This is a genomic window from Pseudomonas sp. TH07, assembly GCF_016651285.1.
Taxonomy (GTDB): domain Bacteria; phylum Pseudomonadota; class Gammaproteobacteria; order Pseudomonadales; family Pseudomonadaceae; genus Aquipseudomonas.
Map to the genome: position 1 here is coordinate 5512069 of NZ_JAEKED010000001.1, position 19631 is coordinate 5531699.

A 19631-nucleotide genomic window follows, 5' to 3' on the forward strand; every position below is an offset into this window, starting at 1 on the left:
ACGCCATGCCTGCAAGAATCAGGCAACAACCGCTGTTATCGATCGCCGTCGACTAAGGGGGTACGGGAAAGCTTGACCGCTCCAGTGGCGGTAATCAGCACCTGCTCTTCGAGCTTCACGCCTTCATGGCCGCCCTGCTCGCCGATGTAACTCTCCACCGAGAGCACCATGTTTTCCTCGAAGTGACCGTCATAGCCCCACTCGGCAAAGTCCACCGCGTAGGCCACGCTGGGGTACTCGTCGACCAGGCCCACGCCGTGCAACATCATCATGTAGCGGTTGTGCTCGAACTGCCTGGGCACCGGCCAGCAGCCCTCGGCGAACTCGCGGAACGACAGCCCGGGACGCAGCAGCTCGAGGTTGAAGTTGATTTGCTGCGAGGCAATCTCCAGCAGGTCGTGCTGGGCCGCCGTCGGTGCCTTGCCGGGGCAGATAAAGCTGCGGGAAATGTCCGAGAGATAACCCCCCGGCCCCACCATGTCGGTGTCGAAACAGACCATTTCCCCGGCGGCGATGACTTTGTCCGAAGCATCCTGGAACCACGGGTTGGTGCGCGGTCCGGAGTTCAGCAGGCGGCTCTCGGCCCACTCCCCGCCCTGGGCCACGTTGGTCCCGTGCATGATGCTCCACAGCTGGTTTTCGGTGATGCCCGGCACCAGGCTGGCGCGCATGCGGGCAATCGCCAGGTCGCACACATCCATCGACACCCGGTGGCTGGCGATCTCCTGCAGCGACTTGATCAGCCGCGCCTGCTCCATCAGCGGCTGGGCATCAAACAGCTGGATGCCCCTGGCCTTGAGTTTTTCCGCGCCCCAGGGGTCGCAGCGGTCCACCGCCAGGCGGCGATTGCCGGCGCCATGCCGGGTCATCAGGTCGGCCACTTCCAGGGCCCAGCGCTCGGCCTTCTCCTCGACCCGGGGGCCGGCCAGGAAATACAGCCAGGGGATGGCCGGGCGAATTTCGTCGATGGTCTCGATGTGTTCGCTGTTGTGCCGGCTGCTGGTGAACTCGAACAGCACCACCGGACCATCGGTGGCCACAAACACGTAGCGGCTGGGGGAATGCATCACCCACAGGCCAAGGTTATTGGTGTCGGTGGCGTAGCGAATATTGATCGGATCGGCCAACAGCACGCCGGCGTAATCGTGCTCGCGCAGTTGCTGGCGAATGCGCTCCAGGCGGTACTGGCGCAGGGCCGGGCGATCGATGGCGGCATAGGCCGCCAGCAGGCCGTTATCGACCGGGGCCAGGGCATGCCCGGTAACGCTGGCATCGCTGCGATAGTGCAGCGGGCCTGGGGGTACGGCATTGAGCAGCTCGGTGAAATCGGTATCCGTGTGCATGCAACAACCTCCGCTGGGAAGAGTTTGACGTTAATCAAAACCAATCGGACCAACTTTCGGGGCAGTGACTTAAAGGCTTGGGAAACGGATGACGGCTGTCTTTCTTATTTTCAGGGCACGCTAATAGCGCTCGCTAGAGGTCCTTGACCAGGCGCAGGGCGTCGTAGATCGCCGCATGGGTGTTACGCGATGACACCGCATCGCCGATTCGGAACAATTGGAAACGCCCCTGGGGGTTGGTCACCACGTTTTGCACGGTGCCGGCAATCAGGTCCATGTATTCCACGGCGCCTTCATTGGTGGCCAGGGGTTGCAGTTCGAAATACAGCTCGTCCAGGGGCCGGGTGCCATGGTTGACCACGATCTGGTCCACCCGCCGGGTTTTCTCCAGGTCGCTGTAATCGGTGCCGATGGTCGCCAGCAACTGGTCGCCCTCACGGTCCACGGCCTTGAGTCGGTAAGTGACGGTAAAGGTGGTGTCCAGTTGTTGCAGCGAGCGCATGTAAGGCACCAGGTTCATGCCCATTACCTCCGGCGCGAACGAGCGGTCGGGGGTCATGATCTCGGTCCTGGCCCCGCTGCGGGCAATGAACTCGGCGGCCTGCAAACCCGCGTGATCACCGGCATCGTCATACACCAGCACATTGCGTCCGGGCTTCACGTCGCCGGAAATAATGTCCCAGCTCGACACCAGCCACTGGTTGCCCCGTTGCAGGACTTCGGTGTGGGGCAGCCCGCCGGTGGCGACTATCACCACGTCGGCGTTTTCATCGAGGACCATCGCCGCATCGGCCCAGGTGTTGAAGCGGAACTTGACCCCCAGGCGCTCGCACTGCGCCATGCGCCAGTCGATGATGCTGATCATTTCCTTGCGCCGCTCGGACTGCGCGGTCAGGCGAATCTGCCCGCCGGGCTGGTCGGCCACTTCCAGCACCAGCACCTCATGCCCGCGCTCGCCAGCGACCCGTGCGGCTTCCAGGCCACCGGGGCCGGCGCCGACGATCAGGATCTTGCGCTTGCGCGGGGCCTTGGGCACCTCGTGGGGCATGGTGGTTTCGCGGCCGGTGGCGGCGTTGTGGATGCAGTAGGCGGCGCCGGCGTTGTAGATCCGGTCCAGGCAATAGTTGGCGCCCACGCAGGGGCGGATTTCATCTTCCCGGCCCTCGATGATCTTGCGCACGATGTGCGGGTCGGTCATGTGCGCGCGGGTCATGCCCACCATGTCCACCAGGCCGGCGGCAATCGCATGGCGGGCGGTGGCGACATCGGGAATCTTCGCCGCATGGAAGGTCGGGAAGCCGGTCAGGGCGCGAATCTCCCCGGCAAAGTCCAGGTGCGGTGCATTGCGCATGCCCTGGATCGGGATGATGTCGGTCAGCCCGGCATCGGTGGCGATATTGCCGCGAATCACGTTGAGAAAGTCGACCATGCCGCTGTCTTTCAGCAGTTGCGAAATGTGCAGCCCCTCCTCTTTCTCAAGCCCGCCCGCCAGCACCTCGTCACCGGTGTAGCGAATGCCGACGATAAACGCCGAACCGACCCGCTGGCGGATCGCGCTCAGCACCTCGAAGGTGAACCGCAGGCGATTGTGCAGCGAACCGCCGTAGGCGCCCTCCAGTTCGTTGGTCAACGGCGACCAGAACTGGTCCATCAAGTGGCCGTAGGCCTGCAGCTCGATGCCATCCAGGCCGGCGGCCTGCATGCGTTCGGCGGCGTCGGCATAGTCGCGGACGATGCGTTCGATATCCCAGATTTCGAGCTTCTTGGGGAAGGCCCGGTGCGCCGGCTCCTGGTTGTGCGAAGGCGACACCACCGGCAGCCAGTCGCCCTTGTCCCAGCGGGTGCGCCGCCCCAGGTGGGTAAGCTGGATCATCACCGCCGCGCCATGCTCGTGGCATTCGTCGGTGAGGTCTTTCATCCAGCCGACCACTTCGTCCTTGTACGCCAGGATATTGTTGAACACCGGGGGGCTGTCGCGGGAGATCGCCGCCGAGCCTGCGGTCATGGTCATGGCCACGCCGGCCTTGGCGCGTTCGACGTGATAAGCCCGGTACAATTTCTTCGGCATACCCTCTTCGGGGTACGCCGGCTCGTGGGAGGTGGTGATAATGCGGTTGCGAAGTGTCAGGTGCTTGAGGCGATAAGGCTGAAGAAGCGGATCGTTATTCATATCGGTCTCGCATACAGGTCATCAGGCAAGGCAGACGATAGACCCCAATGTACACCAGTGTCAATAACGTCGACGGTGGTGTATATTCACCCCCATCAAGGTCAAGTGGACAAGGAAAAAACGCCCCATGAAAGCAACCACCAACAGTGCGGAAGCGGCCGGCCGCGGCTCTCTGGAGAGCTGGCTCAACGCGGCCTATGAGAGCCTCAAGGAATCGGGGGTGGATGCAGTGCGGGTGATGCCGCTGGCGAAGAAACTCAACCTGTCGCGAACCAGTTTCTACTGGTATTTCCAGGACCGCGAAGCGCTGCTCGAAGCCCTGGTGAGCCTGTGGAAGAACAAGAACACCTTCAACCTGGTGTCACAGTCCGAGGCCTATGCCGAATCCATCACCGAGGCGATTCTCAACGTCTTCGACTGCTGGCTGAACAGCGAGCTGTTCGATTCGCAGTTTGAATTCGCCATGCGCAGTTGGGCCCTGCAATCGCCCGAAGTGGCGGAAGAAATCCGCCAGGCCGATGCCCAGCGGGTGCAGGCCCTGGCAAGCATGTTCGACCGTTTCGGCTTCGCCCATGACGCCGCCGTGACCCGGGCGCGCTCGATCTACCTGACCCAGATCGGCTACATCAGCATGAACACCCAGGAGCCGCTGGCGCAGCGCATGCGCTACATCCCCGAGTACTTGAAGATCTTCACCGGGGTCGAGCCCGAACCCCGGGAGCTGGAGCGCTTTTATCGGCGCAACGGGTTTTCTTCGGCCGACCTGCAGGGCTGAAGCGCGCGCCATCGGCGGCGTGCGCACCCCTCACTCATGGCTGCTCGCCAGGCAGCCCCGGTATCAGGGGCGCCAGCGGCATGGCCTGGGCATCCTGCTCGTCCCACAGGCGCCGGTACAGACCGCCCAGCTCGAGCAATTGACGGTGGTTGCCGCGCTCGACGATACGCCCCTGATCCAGCACCAGAATCTGATCGGCATACTCCACCGTGCGCAGGCGATGGGCAATCATCACCACCGTGCGGCCCTCGGCCAGGCGCGATAAAGCCTGCTGGATATCGGCCTGGGCGCAGGGGTCGACCGAGGCCGTGGCTTCGTCCAGCAGCACGATGCGCGGTGCCTTGAGCAGCATCCGGGCAATCGATAGCCGCTGGCGCTCGCCGCCGGACAAGCGCAGGCCGCCCTCGCCCAGCGGCGTGTCATAGCCCTGCTCCAACTGTTCGATAAAGGCTTGGCAATGGGCCTCGCGACAGGCGGCGCGCACCGCCTCCACACCGGCCTCGGGACGGCCGATGCGCACGTTATCCAGCACCGAGCCGTCGAACAGCTGCACATCCTGGAACACGAAGCCGACCTGCTGGTACAAGGCGTCGGTGCCCAGGGCCTTGAGATCAACCCCGCCCAGAGTGATCTGCCCTTGCTGCGGGTCGTAGAAACGCCCGAGCAAATGCAGCAAGGTCGACTTGCCACTGCCGGACGGCCCGACAATCGCCGTCACTGAACCGGCCGGCACCGTGAAGTCGATGCCCTGCACCACCGGCTCCCGGGCATAGCCGAAACTCACCTGTTCAAAGCGCAGCGTCGAATCCTCGGGCACCGCGACTTCGGTGGTTTCAGCCAGGATCGGTTCCGCCATCAGGGCACTCAGGCGCGCCGAAGACTGGCTCATCATGCGCAGTTGCGTGAGGTAGGCCGCGACCTCCAGCAGCGCGTCGATGATCTTGTACGACACCAGCACAAACAACAGCCAGGTCGCCACGTCCAGCGACTGCTCGACAAACAGCCAGGCCGCCATCAGCAGCAGGCTGACCAGGCCCATCTCGATCATCAGGCGCAACAGCTGCACCCCGCCGCCGCCCCAGGCTTCGATGCCCAGGCTGCCACGGCGGATGCTGGCGAAGGTTTCTTCAAGGCGCGCGAGCATGCCGTCACAGCGATGGAACAGGCGCAGGGTGCGAATACCGCTGACAAACTCCACCAGCAGCCCCGAAGCCATTTGCAGGCGTCCGGATTGCCGCGTGCCTTCGCGCAGCAGGTAACCCATGCACCCCTGGTACAGCGCCCAGCCCAGGGGCAAGGTGACCAGCAGGCTCAGGGTCAGGCGCCAGTCGACCCAGACCAGCAGCAGGCAGAAAATCAGCGGCACGCTGATCCCGGCAATGACTTCGGCGATCAAGTGGGTGAAGACGTCCTCGACCCGCTTCACATCATCGGTCAGGGTTGCCGCCAACTCGCCGATCCGCCGCTGATGGAAAAATCCCAGGGGCACCAGGCGCAAGTGATCGGTCAGCGCCGCGCGATAACTCATCATCAGGTCATAGGCCCCGATAAAGCAGTCCATCTGGCCGAAGTGGGAAAACAGCAACTGGCCGATCAGACAAGCACCCAACGCCAGGCCCAGCCCCCACCAATCAGCACTCCCGGCGCTGCCGGCGAGCACCCATTGCAGCCCCAGCCAGGCCAGGAAGAACGGCGCGATGGAACAGGCCTGGGCCAGTACCCGCAGACCGATGCCGCGGTACACCCGGTACGGCTGGCGACCGGCAATGCGCACCACATCCTCAAGCATCGACATCCCTGACCTCCTGTTGGCGAATATGCCAGGCATGGGCCTGGAACTGGCTGTGCCACAAGCGCTGGTAAGTGCTGTTGCCGTGGAGCAATTGGGCATGGGAGCCGGACGCGACAAGGCGCCCCTCCTCCAGCAGCAGAATCTGCTCGGCATGACGCACCGCGTACAAGCGATGGGCAATCACCAGCACCGTGGTCTGCGGGTAACGCTTGCGCAACGCCGCATAAAACGCGGCCTCGGTCAGGCTGTCGGCAAAGGCCGTGGCCTCGTCAAGCACCAATACCGGGGCTCCCGCCAGCAGCGCCCGGGCGATGGCGATCCGTTGCCGCTCGCCTCCGGACAAACGCGTCCCGCGCTCGCCAACCTGGGTGTCCAGGCCTTGAGGCAAGCTGCGCACCAGGTCCCGGGCCTGGACGATGGCCAGTACGTCGTACAACTGCCGATCACTGGCCAGGGGCTTGGCCAGTCGCAGGTTCTGCGCCAGGCTGCCCTGGAACAGAAACGCGTCCTGGCTGACCACGGCAATGGCCTGGGCCCGGTCTCGATCGCCGAGACTGGCCAGCGATACCTCACCGAGCAGCACCTCGCCACTGTCGGGCGGCAACAGCCCGGACAGCAGATAGGCCAGCGTCGACTTGCCGGAACCGGAAGGACCCACCAGGGCGTTGAAGCTGCCGGGGCGCAACTCGAGGTTCAGGTCCTGCAGAATCGGCCGCGTCTGGTAACTGAACGACAGATGCTGCAAGCGCACCCCGGCATGGGCCGGCAAGCGGCTGCTGACCTGCACGGCCACCGGAACCAGCAGTGGCTGGATCCGCTCCACCCCACCGCAGATCTCGCGGATCGCCGAAGAAAAGAACATCAGGCGCAGCAGCGGCTTGAGCAAACCGCTGCCCAGCACCAGAGCCAAAATCAGGTTGGGCAGCGGTAACTGGCCCTGGGCGTTGAGCCACAGCCCCAGGGGCAGCAACACGAAAATATTGGCCGTCAGCAGCACGACAAAAGCCGACCAGCCAGGCACCGCCTTGCGGCTGAAGCCTTCGACCAGGCGGTGGTACGCCTCCAGCCGCTCGCGCAGCAACTTGAAGGAACTGGCGCTCTGGCGGAACGCCTTCATCACCGGAATCCCCCGCAGGTACTCCACGGTGGCGCCGTTGAGCTGTTCGGTGGCGATGTTATAGCTGCGCACCCGCTCGTCCATGCCCCGCGACATGCAGGCCTGGGCCAGCCATGCCGGGATAATGGTGCTGAGCGCCGCCAGGGCCATGCGCCAGTCCAGCCAGAACAGAAAGCCGCCCGCAGCCAAGGGCGTGACCACGGCGGCGATCAGCTCGATGCTGTGGTGGGCGATAAAGGTTTCCAGGCGCTCGACGTCATTCAGGATGATCTTGCGCAAGCCGCCGGAGCTGTAGCGGCCGAGCATCTGCAACGGCAAGCGGGTCAAGGACTGGGCCAGGCGCAAGCGGACCTCGTAGAGGATCTGGAACGCCGCCACATGACTGAAATAGCCGCCGAGGGTCAGCAGCCCGTATTTGCCCAGCAGCGCCAGCAGCACCAAACCGGCCAAGTGCAGCAGGTCCCGGCCTGGCGGGGCATCGAGCAAGGCCAGCTCCGCCGCGCGGTACAACAGGTAATACAGCAACAGCTCCAGCAGCGCCGAGCCGGCGGCCAGGCTCACGGCCAAGCCCAGCCGAGCGCGCTGCCCCGCCAGCAAACCGATCAGGGTGGCCATCGGCGACGCGCGTTCCGATCCGGGGTTGGAAGATTGCATGGGCTCTCCTGAGCTGAAAATGCGCAGGCGCAAGGATAGAAACTCTCACCCAAGATGTAAATGCGAATCACTACTGATTGATCTCAAGCCTGCACCAAGCAAAAAAACTAAACCTTTTGCCCGGCCGCTGGCTCAACAGTAAGACGACATCCTCGTCCCCTGATAATGAAATGGAGATCACCATGAACACACTGCTGATGAAACAGATGGGCCTGTCCTTCCTGCTGCTGGCCGGTACCGTGGGCAGCGCCGCTGCCGCCACCTCCAACAGCTTCGTCAATGACGCGGCGCAAGGCGGAATCAACGAAGTCGAAAGCGCCAAGCTGGCCCTGGAAAAAAGCAGCGCAGCCGACGTCAAGGCGTTTGCCCAGCAGATGGTCACCGACCACACCAAGGCCAATCAGGAGCTGACGACCCTGGCGAAAAAACTCGATATCGAGGTGCCGGATGAAGCCTCGCTCACGGAAAAAGCCAAGAAGATGATTCTCGAAATGCGTGACGAATCCTTCGACAAGGCCTACGCCAACAACCAGGTCAAGGCTCACGAGGACACCGTCGCCCTGTTCAAAAAAGAAGCCGCCTCCTCGGATAACGCCGAACTCAAGGCGTTTGCCCAGCAGACCCTGCCGACGCTGGAGCACCACCTGGACATGGCGAAAAAACTGCAGGCGCAGCACGCCAAGTAACCGCCGGCCCGAACGCCCCAAGCAGCACCCGGACCCCGCCCGAAAGGCGGGGTTTGCATGGGAGCTCAATCATTGGGCAGCGGCATGTCCTTGTCGCTGGGGATGCCATCGCCGGCGCTGGGCTCGTTCCAGTCTTCGGGGCGCTCGCGGGTTACCACCTCGGGGCGCGCCAAGGGGTCCTTCTGCAACGGGTCGAACGGCTCGGCAGAGGGCTCGGCCGGTGCCGGATCGGGGCGTGGGGTTTGCGCTTGATCGTCGAAACTCGAATCAGTGGACATAAACACCTCAGGGCTTGGGTCCAGCCAACCTGGGCCATGATCTTTCGACGTTCGGAGCGGCGGTGCAGTGCATTCGAGGTGACGAATGGCCTGGGCTTGACTTGGGTCACGGAAATGCAATTGTCCTACAATTATTTTGAACCTTTTTGAACGAAATCGATTCTTTCTCACAAGCTAATGGAGGGCCTTATGGGAAACCCGGCAATTTACGTAATCGAATACCACCTACAGGGTGCACACAAGACCTTCGTCATCCGCGCCGACGGCATGGATAACGCACAGGCCTGGCATTGGGCCAGTTGTGACGCCGGCATCGGCACCATCCCCAAGTCTTCCCGGGACAAGGTCAAGCGCGTCACCCGCCCCCTGGCCGAACGCTACGGCCTGACCGATGTGCAATGGCGCCCCTCGACCCAAATCGACTGGACCGGAGAATCAAGCCTGTGAACGCCCACGCCCTGAAGACCAGCCTCGACTGCAACCCCTGGGACGAGGAAATCGCGCGCAACACCCAACTGTTCTTCGAGGCCGACCGCCTCGACGACCTGGCCTACACCATCATCGGGGGCCAGGACGGCCAGGACGCCGTGTGGGAACGCTACAGCCAGGCCAAGAAAGCCGCGGACGCCAAACGCACCGAGGCCTATCAGGACTGGATGCGCATCCGCCGCGCCATCCAGCAATCACCTCATGCTTCGTGATTACGAAATCCACTACCTGCTGCAGGGACACAAAAAAGTGTCCCTGCACGCCTCGACCCAGATGACCGAGTTCGACGCCTGGTTCTGCGCCGCCCTCGACTGCGCCATCCCCCTGCGCGAACTGCCGTCGCTGCGTTCCCTGGCCATCATCAAAAGCATCCTTGAGCCCCACGGCATCAGCTCGGTGCGCTGGAACTTGGCGCCGAAGACCTCGGTGGCTCAGAAGTAGTGTTTCATTGCAGTTTGTGGTGTTTCCAAGCTTTGGATTTTGGGTTGGTTAACGAGCTTAAAGACACAGCGCTGTAACGGGCGAATATAGCTCAGACGTATTGTGTTCATCGCGCAGCCTCGCCTTTCAATCGCTGACTGCCGGCAAAAAGCGGATGGAGCGAATAATCTCGAGCGTCGCAGGAAGGGCAGTTTCAGAAGTGGACTGAAGTTTTTTTCCTGGGGTTTCGGAAATGTCTCTGGAATCGTAGCCAAGCTCGAATCCACCATTGCTAGTGATCAACGTATGGGTATTATCGCCCAGAAAAAAACTAAGACTTCTAACTTGGCCCGGCAAGGAGCTATTAAGAGGAAACGACGATATCTGGGCGATATTAAAGTAAGCGGGGTGCAAATTCTCAAAGCGACGTATGTTGTAGTATCGGATATTTTCTGTGGGCTCAACGGGAAGCAATTTTAGGCATAACTCCGTGGCATTACCGGGGTAGCAAATGAAGGATGTCGATGGTGGCTTTTCACCATTCACATAGCGATCGTAACTGAAATAGCCATACGGATAGGGTGATGAACTCTCGTCAGCCTCTGCTCTTCCTCCCTCTTTTGCAACGAACTCGAAAGCACAACCCTGTAGCGAAAGCACATAGCGCTGCATGCCTTTGAGCAGTTTCTTATCACCAAGATCAGACGCCCTTTCAGCATCGGTGGCGGTTTCACCCACTGCGAATTGTGAGGCGAGGCCCATTAGCAGACCAGCCATAAACAGAGGGATCAGGCGTATTGTGTTCATCGTGGCTCCTCACCTTTCACTCGCTGACTGCCGGCAAAAAACGGATGGAACGAATAATGTCGAGCACCTCCGGTAAAGCCCCCTCGGAAACGGGAAGTACTGGTTTGTTGCGGGCTTGCCAGATTTCGCGAGGGTCGGTTCCGAGAAAGATACTGCCGTTTTCGGTAACAAGCGTATGGTTTTCATCGCCAATACATAGGCTGAGGCTACGTGATCGAGGCGGGGCGACTCCAGTGGAGGTTGAGATATACGCCTCAGTGTAGTAGTGCGAATTGAGCGAGCCCAACTTGCGCATCTGGATATCGCGAATATCTTCTGCGGAAAGTTCGCGGTACTCCTTAAACTCTATTGGGCATATTTTAGTGGCTGCGCCTGATCGGCAACTAAAGTAGAGCGATGGCGGCTTCTTACCATTCACATAGCGGCTATAACTGAAAAAACCATACGGATAGGGCGAGAAACTCTCGCTTTCCCTGGCTCTTCCTCCTTCTTTTGCAACGAACTCGAAAGTACACCCCTTTAGCGGAAGAACATAGCGCTGCATGCCTTTGGGCAGTTTTTTATCACCGGACTCAGACACTCTTTTAACATCTATGGCGGTTTCACCCACTGCGATAAATGGGACAAGTCCCACGAGCAGACCGGCCTTAAGCAGGGGAATCAGGCGTATTGTGCTCATCGTGGTTCCTCATCTTTAACGTGGTAATTCTCTGGCAGAAACTGCATCACACCGCTAGCGTCAGGAAAGATACTTTGGTCAAGTAGCAGCACTTGCGCGTAAGCATAGGCGTGATAACGGTCGACTAAACCGTTGAGTTGCGGATCGGTACGGTTGATGTGGCCGGGTAAATTGATCAGGCAACTCACGCGACGGAAGGACACATTTTCGTAAAAGGTGAAGCGTTGGCCCGGCCATTGTTCGCTACTGGTATGCAGGGTGAAGGGGTGACGGGTATTAGACGATGCCACATCCGCTTCCCGGTTAGCTTTGTTCATGGACCAGTAGTATCCGGCACTGTCGGCAGAGTCGTATTTCTTAATTGCGATATCAGTGCGCCAAACCACTATTTGCCTTGGCAGTTGCGTTTCCACTTCCTGCAATGGCTGATTGCTGCGTTGAGCATTAGCCTGCTGTTGTGCCTGCCTCAACCTGCGCTCCACATCAGCATCAATTACACGGCCACGCCAGTGCCAATAGTTGAGGTAATTGCTGGGATGAGTGAGTTGCAGGAAGCCTCGCCCTATCCAAGGCGCATACCACCGATTAGTGGCATTTATTTCTTCTGTCACTCGTAGCCAAGCAGTTTCCTGTACGGCGTTTCCAAAAAAGGTAGCCATACGAACTGGGGTGTTGATGGTGTATTTGCGCAGCGCGCAATTTAGTTCGGTTGAGTGGCTTTGGACTAGTTGACCGGCTTCAGGCCGCACCCTTTCATATACGATCTGAGCAGGAATACCTGCCCCGAGCCCACGCAACGCCCGTGCCGGAACCATCTGCCTAAGTTCGGCAGGACTCAACCACCCACACCTCCTGAAGACCTCAATAAACCGCAACGGATGAAAGTGATAATGCACCTTGCCCAAGGCCAGCCCCTCTTTCACCGCATCCTCCCAAAACGCCAGCGCTCCATGGTGGCGCTTGAGCTTGTCGTAGGCCTCAGGTGACAGGCACAGGCTGAGCAGCACGTTGGCCGGCACGTCGTTTGGATCGTCGCCTTTGATCCAGCCCCAGCGCTGGTCGAAGTCGTCGCGCGACCACTCGGTAGGGAGTTTGGCCACGCAGTAGCTCAGGCGCTTGCGCATGCTGGCGTTGTGGATCTTGGCGTAGGCTCGGGCAAGGCGGTCTTTGTAGTGCAGGGCCGTGTCCAACGCCTTGGCGGCGGCATGCACGGCTTCGCCCAGCACTCCCGGCAAGCTCGGCGCGGGGTTGGGGGTGGGCGCCATGGGTTCGATCAGGTCCAGTAACTGTTTCGAGTCGCAGCGACTGTTGCCATCGGTGTCGTCGTCGATAAAGGTCCAGCCGAGCCAATCGGGGAAATCGGCGTCGCTGTACACCTTGACGCCTGCCGGGTTGAGGTCGACGAACGCTTGCACGCCGCCCGGGCTGACGATCTTGCGCACATGGGGCAGACGCCCGCCTTGCATGTCCGTTGCGGCAGGTGCATCGGGACCGAGGATGCGTCCGAAGCGCAGCATTTCATAACCGGCGCTGGGGCAGCCGGGGTAGTGTTTGACCGCGGTTTTATACAGGTTGTAGCCACCCTCGGGTTCCGTACAGCGGCCGATCACGACGCCCTCGCGGTCGCGAGTAGTGAGGGTGATGGTTCCTCGAATTTCGCTCAGGCTGATGATGAGATCAGCCGGTGTCCGGCCACTGCGGGTGGCGTGCCAGTGACGCCAATCTTCGAGGGACAGGTCCGCGGGCGGTGCGTTCGCTGCGGCGCCGTACTGGGCCGGTACGCGGATGGTGCGCTGGGCGACCGTGGTTGCCGCCGCCACCGTTGACCACCAGTTGGCCGCTTGGGCGGGTGTGCCGTTGAGCCGGCGGATGCGCTCAGGCGTGGTGTGGAAGCGTTGCGCGACTGAATTGAGGCTGTCGTTGATGCCCCCCGAACCCGGGTGACCGGTGCGCACCACATAAGCCTTGCTCTCGGTACGAGGGTCCTGGGCGTAGAGCACCGTGTTGGCGGGCAGCACGATATGCATATCGCCCCATACGCTGGTGCGCCGGCCTTGCGGGGCGGTCAGTGGACCGGTACTGCGGCCCATGAGGGCTTCCACGTTGCGCTGGTCGGCGACGATCTCGAAGTGGATGCGATTGGGTTTTCCGTAGACGGCCCCGGCCTTGCCGATCGAGTCTTTGCGATAAACCTTGTCGCCTTTTTTCAGCGGCGTTTCGGTGCCCGGTTTGTTGGCCACGGTGTGCAGGTGCTGGTAGATGGAATAGAAGGTCACACCCACCCCTTCGCCGATCTCGGTTTGGTGCTTGTGAGCATGACGCCATTGCTGGTCCAGCCGGTGTAGTACAGCAGTGGGTGGGCGGCCTGGACCTCGGCGCTGGCGCTGTTGAGCGGCATCGGGTCGCTGTGACGGGCAAACACGACCTCACCATCGGCGATGGCGCGGACGGGTTCGGGATCGTTCGGTGCGCCTGGGGCTACCAGGTGCACGCCACCATGCCAGCCGAACTGGTGGCTGACGGTAAAGGCCCCCTTGCCGCTTTTCTCGCCCAGATTGAAGGTGCCATCGTCGATCGTATCTGTCTCTTGAAGATCGGCGTTGCGCAGGAAGGGGAAGCTGACAAGCATCTGAAGCGCTCCTGGGGCCGGTCCGCTACTCGGACAGTGGCAGGCTGGTCGGATCAAAGGGAAGACCGGGCATTGGCTGGCCATCGAGGGACAGCGCGTAGCCGCTGCCACCAGCCTGCTGTTTCAGCGGCCCCTTGATGTTGATGGCGACGCCGTCCAGGGTGATGCCGCCATCGTGCAAGGTGATGGTGCCGCCGGGGCCGCGCAGTCGGACGATTTCTCCGGCCTGCAGGTCGATCACCTGCGAGCGATGACGAATAGCCTGACCTGCCTGCAGTTCGGATCGACCTTCCACGCTGTGTTCCTGATGCCCGCCGATGCTGACCCAGTGGTTGGCCGTGGTTTTGTCGCGGCGATGGTTGCCGACCTCTTCGGTGCGGTCTTTGCCGGTGCGGATGCTGTGATTGCGGCCGATGGTCAAGGAGTCGTCCTGGCCGATATCGTGCCGGCGGTCTTGGCCGATATTGACTTGTTCGTCGTTGCCGACCGTCTCTTTGCGGTCGTGGCCGATGCTGATGCTATCGTCGTGTTCGACTTGTTCGCTGCGATCATTGCCAACGAAGGTGGTTTCGTCGTGGTTGATGTGGATGTTCTGGTCTTTTTGTGCGTGGACGTAGATTTCCTCCTGATCCTTTTCGTCCTCGAAGCGCAGTTCGTTGAAGCCTTCGCCTTTGTGGGTCTTGCTCTTGATCGTCATCCGGGTCTTATGACGGGGTAGTTCGTAGGGCGGCAGTTGCAGGCGGTTGTAGGTGCGGCCGGTGATGATCGGTTGATCGGGATCGCCGTCGAAATGGTCCACGATGACTTCCTGACCGATACGCGGGATGGCCATATGGCCCCAGGTGGCGCCCGAAATGTTCTGCGAAACGCGGATCCAGCAGGAGCTGTATTCGTCCTCTTTCCCTTCTCGATCCCAGGGGAATTGCACCTTCACTCGGCCGTATTCGTCGGTAAATATCTCCTCATTTTTTGGGCCGACCACCGTGGCGTTCTGCGGGCCGTCGATACGAGGTTTGCGCAGCGGTTCGGCGCGCCATTCGGCATCGTCCGGCACCAATTCGGCCTGGTAGCTGTAGTGCGTACCCAGCTGTGCTTCGGCACTTTCTTCAGCCTGGCTGGTGTGCTGCTTTCCGTGGTGAACGATGCTCACCGGGCGCCAGCCTCGGTTCAGGTCTTCCCGTGGGTGGCCCGCGAGAGTGAAGGAGATACCCGGTTGCAGGCGCGGATCATCGCCCTCGACCAGGGCCATACGCGCATCACGCCGATGACCACGCAGGCGGTTCTCAGCGAAGGGTTTGCCGGCCTCATCAAACTTGGCTCGGGCCGGGTAATCGTAGCGTTCGTACTGTCGGCCTTGATGGTCGAGATCGGCGCCATCACGACTGTGTTGATGGCCATAGCGCGGATGGTGAAAGGTGTAGTCGCGCTGGGTCTGGCGCGCCGTGCGTACGTTTTCACTGTAGGCGAATCGGCGTAACGCAGGTTGCGGCTGATCGCCGCCGGGTGCGGGGTTGTATTGCACCGGCTCATCCCCCACCCGCCCGTGGATAAACAGGCGATCGCTGTGGACCAGTTGGTGACCTTCTGCACTGTGGCGGAAGGAGTAGAAAAAACCTTCCTCACGCATGATGCGTTCGACAAAGTGGTAGTCGGTGTCGCCGGCCTGCACGCAGTATTCGCGGGCTTGGTGTTCGGTGGTGAGGCGTTGTTCGTAGTCTTGAGTCAGCCCGTGGGCCTTAAGCACTGCCTCAGTAATCTGCGGAACGGTAAGAGTCTGGAAAATGCGCCAGTCGGAACTGAGCTTCAACCGTGCCAGACGTGGTTCTACCACCGCCGAATAGTGTGTACGCCTGAAGCCGCTGTCGTGCTGAACAAAGGAGGACACGGCGCCGTGCACGTAACGCATCGGTGCCTCGCCATGCCAGAGCGTCAGCAATGCCGGACGATCCAGCACCTGCCCAAAGTCGACGGCCGGGTTGGCACTGGTGAGTTCCACCGCGAGGTGGAAGGTCTCGGACAAACCTTCGTGCAAGGTGAACTCAACAACGTCAAAAGACTCGTTACCAATACTGAAGGTAAAGCGCAGATCGGATTGGCTTGGCATGCTCTATTCCCGGCAACCTGATTGCAGGCCCTCAAAAGTGGGCATGCCTGGGTGTAGCCGGCAGAAGCCTGCACGTGTTTCATGGCCCGCAGATATGAGACCTTGCTGAAAAGACCCACAGAAAAATCGCTTAAATCACCTGATCTGGAGCCTGGCTCCCTTTGTTGAGCCGAAAATCCCCCTAGCCACACCCCGGAGTTCAAGCGCAAGACACCGAGTGCAACCCACCCCGGCGTCCCCTACCATGCTCCGGCAAAGAGCCCTTGGACCCACGACTTTTCAGGTACCGCCATGCCCGTCGCCGCCACTGATGACCCTTATGCCGACGCCAGTGCGTTTCTGGCGGCGCTGGACCCACAGTGGGCCGCCCATATCCAGCGGGTGGGCCGCTGCCTGCATCAGCCCAAACCGACCCGCGACCCTTTCCAGGCGCTGGTGCGGGCGATTGCCTATCAGCAATTGCATGCCCGGGCCGGCGACGCGATCCTCGGGCGGCTGCTGGCGCTGTACCCCGGCCAGGCATTCCCCAGCCCGGCACAGATCATCGCCACCGATCCACACACCCTGCGTGGCTGCGGTTTTTCCGCGAGCAAGCTGGCAACTATCCAGGGCCTGGCCGAAGCGGCGCAACACGGGGTGATCCCCAGCTATGAACAAGCGCTGCAGATGACCGATGCAGCCTTGATCGAGCGCCTGGTCGCCTTGCGCGGGGTGGGCCAGTGGACCGTGGAGATGTTGTTGATCTATACCCTGGAACGTCTGGATATCCTGCCCGTCGACGATTTCGGCGTGCGTGAGGGCTACCGGCGCCTGCAAAGCCTGGACGCACAATTGACCCGCAAGCAGATGGCCGCTACCGCCCAGGCCTGGAGCCCCTACCGCACCGTGGCGGCCTGGTATTTATGGCGGGTTCCGGCACACCCGGCCCGGGGCGCGGACACCACGGATTGAGCGTCAATTCAAGCGCAAGACTCGGAGTTTTCGACGCCGGAAATCGGCCTATGCTGCTTGCAACCTGACCTACCCCAGAGAGCCGACATGAAGCAACCCACCCTGCCCCACAGCCCTGGCGCCGAGTCTGAAGACGATCGGCGCTGGCTGGCGATAGAGGCTCGCGACCCAGGCGCCGACGGGCAGTTTGTCTACGGGGTGAAAACCACCGGGGTCTACTGCCGCCCCAGCAGCTCAGCGCGCCTGCCACGGCGGCACAACGTCGAGTTTTTCGATACTGCCGAGCAGGCCGAAGCTGCCGGTTATCGCCCCAGCAGGCGCGCGGCGGCGGATCAGACCAGCACCGCACAGCAGCATGCAGCTCTGGTGACCCGCGCCTGCCAGCTCATCGAGCAGGCCGAGGCTGCGCCCAGCCTGAATGCCCTGGCGCAGCAACTGGGCTTGAGCCCTTATCACTTCCACCGGGTGTTCAAGGCCATCACCGGGTTGACACCCAAGGCCTACGCCAGCGCGCACCGGGCCAGGAAGATGCGCCAACAGTTGACACGTGGCGGCTCGGTGACCGAGGCGTTGTATGACGCCGGCTTCAACTCCAACAGCCGCTTCTATGAATCCTCCAACGACGTACTGGGCATGAAGCCTGGCGAGTACCGCGCCGGTGGGGCCAACACCGAGATTCGCTTCGCCGTCGGTCAATGCTCGCTGGGGGCCATCCTGGTGGCGCAAAGCAACCGCGGGGTCTGCGCCATTTTGCTGGGCGATGACCCCCAAGCCCTGGTCACGGAACTGCAAGACACCTTTGCCCAGGCGCGCTTGATCGGTGGCGACCGGCAGTTCGAGCAATTGGTGGCCAAGGTCGTGGGGTTTATCGAGGCCCCGGCCCTCGGCCTCGACCTGCCCCTGGACCTGCGCGGCACCGCGTTTCAGGAACGGGTGTGGCAGGCCCTGCGCAGCATCCCGCCGGGCAGCACCGCCAGCTATGCCGAGATCGCCGCGCTCATCGGCGCGCCGAAAGCCTTTCGCGCCGTGGCCCAGGCCTGCGGCGCCAACAGCCTGGCGGTGGCCATTCCCTGCCATCGGGTGGTGCGCAGCGATGGCCAGCTGTCGGGCTACCGCTGGGGCGTGGAGCGCAAGCGCCAACTGCTGGAGCGTGAGGCGCAGTGAGCCGGCGCGCTCCTGGTCCCCGACAAACACTGGCACGATGGCCGCCGCACCCGTTAAGGTGACCGACCTCGACCGCGCCCCGCACGGGTCGCCCTGCCGCGTTGCCGCAACCCCGGACCGCACTGACAGACCGCTCAAGGAGCCGCCATGAGCCTGGAAACCGTTAAACACTTTCTCGCCGCAAACGCTTCCGACCTCTCGGTCATCGAGCTCGAAGAAAGCACCGCCACCGTCGCCCTCGCCGCCAGCGCGCACAATGTCGAACCGGGGCAAATCGCCAAGACCCTGTCGCTGCGGGTCAACGACCAGGTCATCCTGATCGTAACCCGTGGCGACGCACGCCTGGATAACAAGAAATTCAAGAGCCACTTCGGGGTCAAGGCCAAGATGCTCGACGCCAGCGAAGTGCAGGCCCATACCAGCCACCCGGTAGGTGGCGTCTGCCCGTTCGGCGTGCCGGACACCGTCGCGGTGTACTGCGATGTCTCGCTCAAGCAATTCGACGAAGTGCTGCCCGCCGGCGGCGCGACCAACGCTGCGGTACGCATCTGCCCGCTGCGCATGGCGCAACTGGTCAGCGCGCAATGGGTCGACGTGGCCCAGGCCTGACCCTCCAACGTCAAGGACCGAGAATGGCATGGAAAGCCTGTAGTCCCGCGGGCTGAACACACCTTTCGATCAAGCCTGGGGCTGCACCACCCCGCGTTCCTCCAGCAAGCGCACGAACATGGTCAGGCTTTGCGAGACCGTGCCCCGGCGCCACACCAGCCAGGTGCGCAAGTAGCGAAAGGCTTCCGACAGCGGCCAGATGCTCACGGTGCTGCACCCGGGCATGCTTTCGAGCATGCTGCGCGGCATCAGCGCCAGGCCGGCACCGGCGCTGACGCAGGCGAGCATGCCGTGGTAGGACTCCATTTCGAAAATCTTCCCCGGCACCGCCGCGTCCTGGGTGAACCAGCGTTCGAAGTGATGCCGGTACGAGCAGTTGGCGCGAAAGGCGTAGATGTTTTCGCCGTTCACCTCTCGGGCGCGCTGGATCGGCCGATGGTGCAGCGGCGCGATCAGCACCATTTCCTCTTCGAACGCCGGCACGCCTTCCAGGGCCGGGTGCAGCACCGGGCCGTCGACAAAAGCCGCCGCCAGGCGCCCTGCCAGTACGCCGTCGATCATGGTCCCGGAGGGGCCGGTGGACAGGTCCAGTTCAACTTTGGCGTAACGCTGGTTGTAGGCCGCCAGCAACCCGGGGATCCGCACCGCCGCCGTGCTTTCCAGGGAGCCCAGGGAAAACGAGCCCTGGGGCTCTTCGCCGGCCACCGTGGCCCGGGCCTCTTGCACCAGGTCGAGGATGCGCCGGGCGTAGTCGAGAAAACTCCAGCCGGCCGGCGCCAGGCGCAGGCGGCTTTTCTCGCGGATAAACAGGTCGACCCCCAGGTCCTGCTCCAGTTGCTTGATGCGCGTGGTCAGGTTCGACGGCACCCGGTGGATCTGCGCCGCAGCGGCGCTGATGCTGCCGTGCTCGGCCACGGCCTTGAAGATTTCCAGCTGTACCAGATCCACCGCATTCTCCAAACGT

General features: G+C 61.9%; 19 protein-coding genes. 8 read left to right on the forward strand and 11 right to left on the reverse strand.

Annotated features, from left to right (window positions below; translation table 11 throughout):
* Positions 1-35: 35 nt before the first annotated feature.
* A complete protein-coding gene (locus JFU57_RS25370) occupies positions 36-1343 on the reverse strand; it encodes a M24 family metallopeptidase (protein ID WP_201131174.1) in 1308 nt (435 codons plus the stop codon).
* 133 nt (positions 1344-1476) lie between these two features.
* Complete coding sequence (locus JFU57_RS25375) at positions 1477-3513, reverse strand: NADH:flavin oxidoreductase (RefSeq protein WP_201131175.1); 2037 nt, start codon at positions 3511-3513, stop codon at positions 1477-1479.
* A 127-nt stretch (positions 3514-3640) separates the two neighbouring features.
* Here JFU57_RS25375 and JFU57_RS25380 point away from each other — a divergent pair, with 127 nt between their 5' ends.
* Positions 3641-4288: a TetR/AcrR family transcriptional regulator gene (locus JFU57_RS25380; RefSeq protein ID WP_201131176.1), complete on the forward strand. Its 648-nt coding sequence runs from the start codon at positions 3641-3643 to the stop codon at positions 4286-4288.
* Positions 4289-4322: 34 nt separating this feature from the next.
* Here the strand turns inward: JFU57_RS25380 and JFU57_RS25385 are convergent, their stop codons facing one another.
* Together JFU57_RS25385 and JFU57_RS25390 are read right to left on the reverse strand one after the other, a co-directional pair.
* Positions 4323-6083, reverse strand: coding sequence for an ABC transporter ATP-binding protein (locus JFU57_RS25385; protein ID WP_201131177.1), 1761 nt, complete (start codon positions 6081-6083; stop codon positions 4323-4325).
* Positions 6070-7851 carry an ABC transporter ATP-binding protein gene (locus JFU57_RS25390; protein ID WP_242487531.1) on the reverse strand — a complete coding sequence of 594 codons (1782 nt, stop codon included), beginning with the start codon at positions 7849-7851 and terminating at the stop codon, positions 6070-6072. Before JFU57_RS25390 ends, JFU57_RS25385 begins: the two co-directional genes overlap by 14 nt.
* Before the next feature lie 182 nt (positions 7852-8033).
* On the opposite strand from JFU57_RS25390, the gene JFU57_RS25395 reads away from it, so the two are divergent.
* On the forward strand, positions 8034-8537 hold the full coding sequence (locus JFU57_RS25395; protein ID WP_078474107.1) for a DUF4142 domain-containing protein: 504 nt from the start codon (positions 8034-8036) through the stop codon (positions 8535-8537).
* A 65-nt stretch (positions 8538-8602) separates the two neighbouring features.
* Here the strand turns inward: JFU57_RS25395 and JFU57_RS25400 are convergent, their stop codons facing one another.
* Positions 8603-8815 carry a hypothetical protein gene (locus JFU57_RS25400; RefSeq protein ID WP_020294829.1) on the reverse strand — a complete coding sequence of 71 codons (213 nt, stop codon included), beginning with the start codon at positions 8813-8815 and terminating at the stop codon, positions 8603-8605.
* Between the two features lie 189 nt (positions 8816-9004).
* Between JFU57_RS25400 and JFU57_RS25405 the strand changes: the two genes are divergently transcribed.
* From JFU57_RS25405 to JFU57_RS25415, 3 genes are read left to right on the forward strand one after another with little or no spacing between them, the layout of a single operon-like run.
* A complete protein-coding gene (locus JFU57_RS25405) occupies positions 9005-9262 on the forward strand; it encodes a DUF6555 family protein (RefSeq protein WP_020294830.1) in 258 nt (85 codons plus the stop codon).
* The gene (locus JFU57_RS25410) at positions 9259-9516 is read left to right on the forward strand and encodes a hypothetical protein (protein WP_201131178.1); all 258 of its coding nucleotides are present in this window, start codon (positions 9259-9261) and stop codon (positions 9514-9516) included. Before JFU57_RS25405 ends, JFU57_RS25410 begins: the two co-directional genes overlap by 4 nt.
* Positions 9506-9745 (forward strand): DUF6555 family protein, encoded by a 240-nt coding sequence (locus tag JFU57_RS25415; RefSeq protein ID WP_078474104.1) that lies wholly within the window; start codon positions 9506-9508, stop codon positions 9743-9745. Before JFU57_RS25410 ends, JFU57_RS25415 begins: the two co-directional genes overlap by 11 nt.
* 126 nt (positions 9746-9871) lie before the next feature.
* Here JFU57_RS25415 and JFU57_RS25420 read toward each other — a convergent pair whose 3' ends face one another.
* Genes JFU57_RS25420 through JFU57_RS25440 form a run of 5 tightly spaced genes read right to left on the reverse strand, consistent with a single transcriptional unit; the run spans position 9872 to position 15943 of the window.
* Positions 9872-10531 (reverse strand): hypothetical protein, encoded by a 660-nt coding sequence (locus tag JFU57_RS25420; RefSeq protein ID WP_201131179.1) that lies wholly within the window; start codon positions 10529-10531, stop codon positions 9872-9874.
* Between the two features lie 16 nt (positions 10532-10547).
* Positions 10548-11210 (reverse strand): hypothetical protein, encoded by a 663-nt coding sequence (locus JFU57_RS33340; RefSeq protein ID WP_242487530.1) that lies wholly within the window; start codon positions 11208-11210, stop codon positions 10548-10550.
* Positions 11207-13486 (reverse strand): LysM peptidoglycan-binding domain-containing protein, encoded by a 2280-nt coding sequence (locus JFU57_RS25430; protein WP_201131180.1) that lies wholly within the window; start codon positions 13484-13486, stop codon positions 11207-11209. The genes JFU57_RS33340 and JFU57_RS25430 overlap by 4 nt, the downstream gene beginning before the upstream one ends.
* Entirely contained in the window at positions 13483-13839 is a 357-nt protein-coding gene (locus JFU57_RS25435) for a hypothetical protein (RefSeq protein WP_201131181.1), read from the reverse strand. The genes JFU57_RS25430 and JFU57_RS25435 overlap by 4 nt, the downstream gene beginning before the upstream one ends.
* Positions 13840-13864: 25 nt before the next feature.
* Positions 13865-15943, reverse strand: coding sequence for a type VI secretion system Vgr family protein (locus tag JFU57_RS25440; protein ID WP_201131182.1), 2079 nt, complete (start codon positions 15941-15943; stop codon positions 13865-13867).
* Between the two features lie 291 nt (positions 15944-16234).
* Between JFU57_RS25440 and JFU57_RS25445 the strand changes: the two genes are divergently transcribed.
* The 3 genes from JFU57_RS25445 (at position 16235) to JFU57_RS25455 (ending at position 18667) form a co-directional block, all read left to right on the forward strand.
* Positions 16235-16894 carry a DNA-3-methyladenine glycosylase family protein gene (locus tag JFU57_RS25445; protein ID WP_201131183.1) on the forward strand — a complete coding sequence of 220 codons (660 nt, stop codon included), beginning with the start codon at positions 16235-16237 and terminating at the stop codon, positions 16892-16894.
* Positions 16895-16981: 87 nt separating this feature from the next.
* Positions 16982-18058 (forward strand): bifunctional DNA-binding transcriptional regulator/O6-methylguanine-DNA methyltransferase Ada, encoded by a 1077-nt coding sequence (gene ada / locus JFU57_RS25450; RefSeq protein WP_201131184.1) that lies wholly within the window; start codon positions 16982-16984, stop codon positions 18056-18058.
* A 147-nt stretch (positions 18059-18205) separates the two neighbouring features.
* Positions 18206-18667, forward strand: a complete 462-nt coding sequence (locus tag JFU57_RS25455; protein ID WP_078469111.1) for a YbaK/EbsC family protein — start codon at positions 18206-18208, stop codon at positions 18665-18667.
* Between the two features lie 69 nt (positions 18668-18736).
* Here JFU57_RS25455 and ptrR read toward each other — a convergent pair whose 3' ends face one another.
* Complete coding sequence (gene ptrR / locus JFU57_RS25460; protein WP_201131185.1) at positions 18737-19615, reverse strand: putrescine utilization regulator PtrR; 879 nt, start codon at positions 19613-19615, stop codon at positions 18737-18739.
* Positions 19616-19631: the final 16 nt, after the last annotated feature.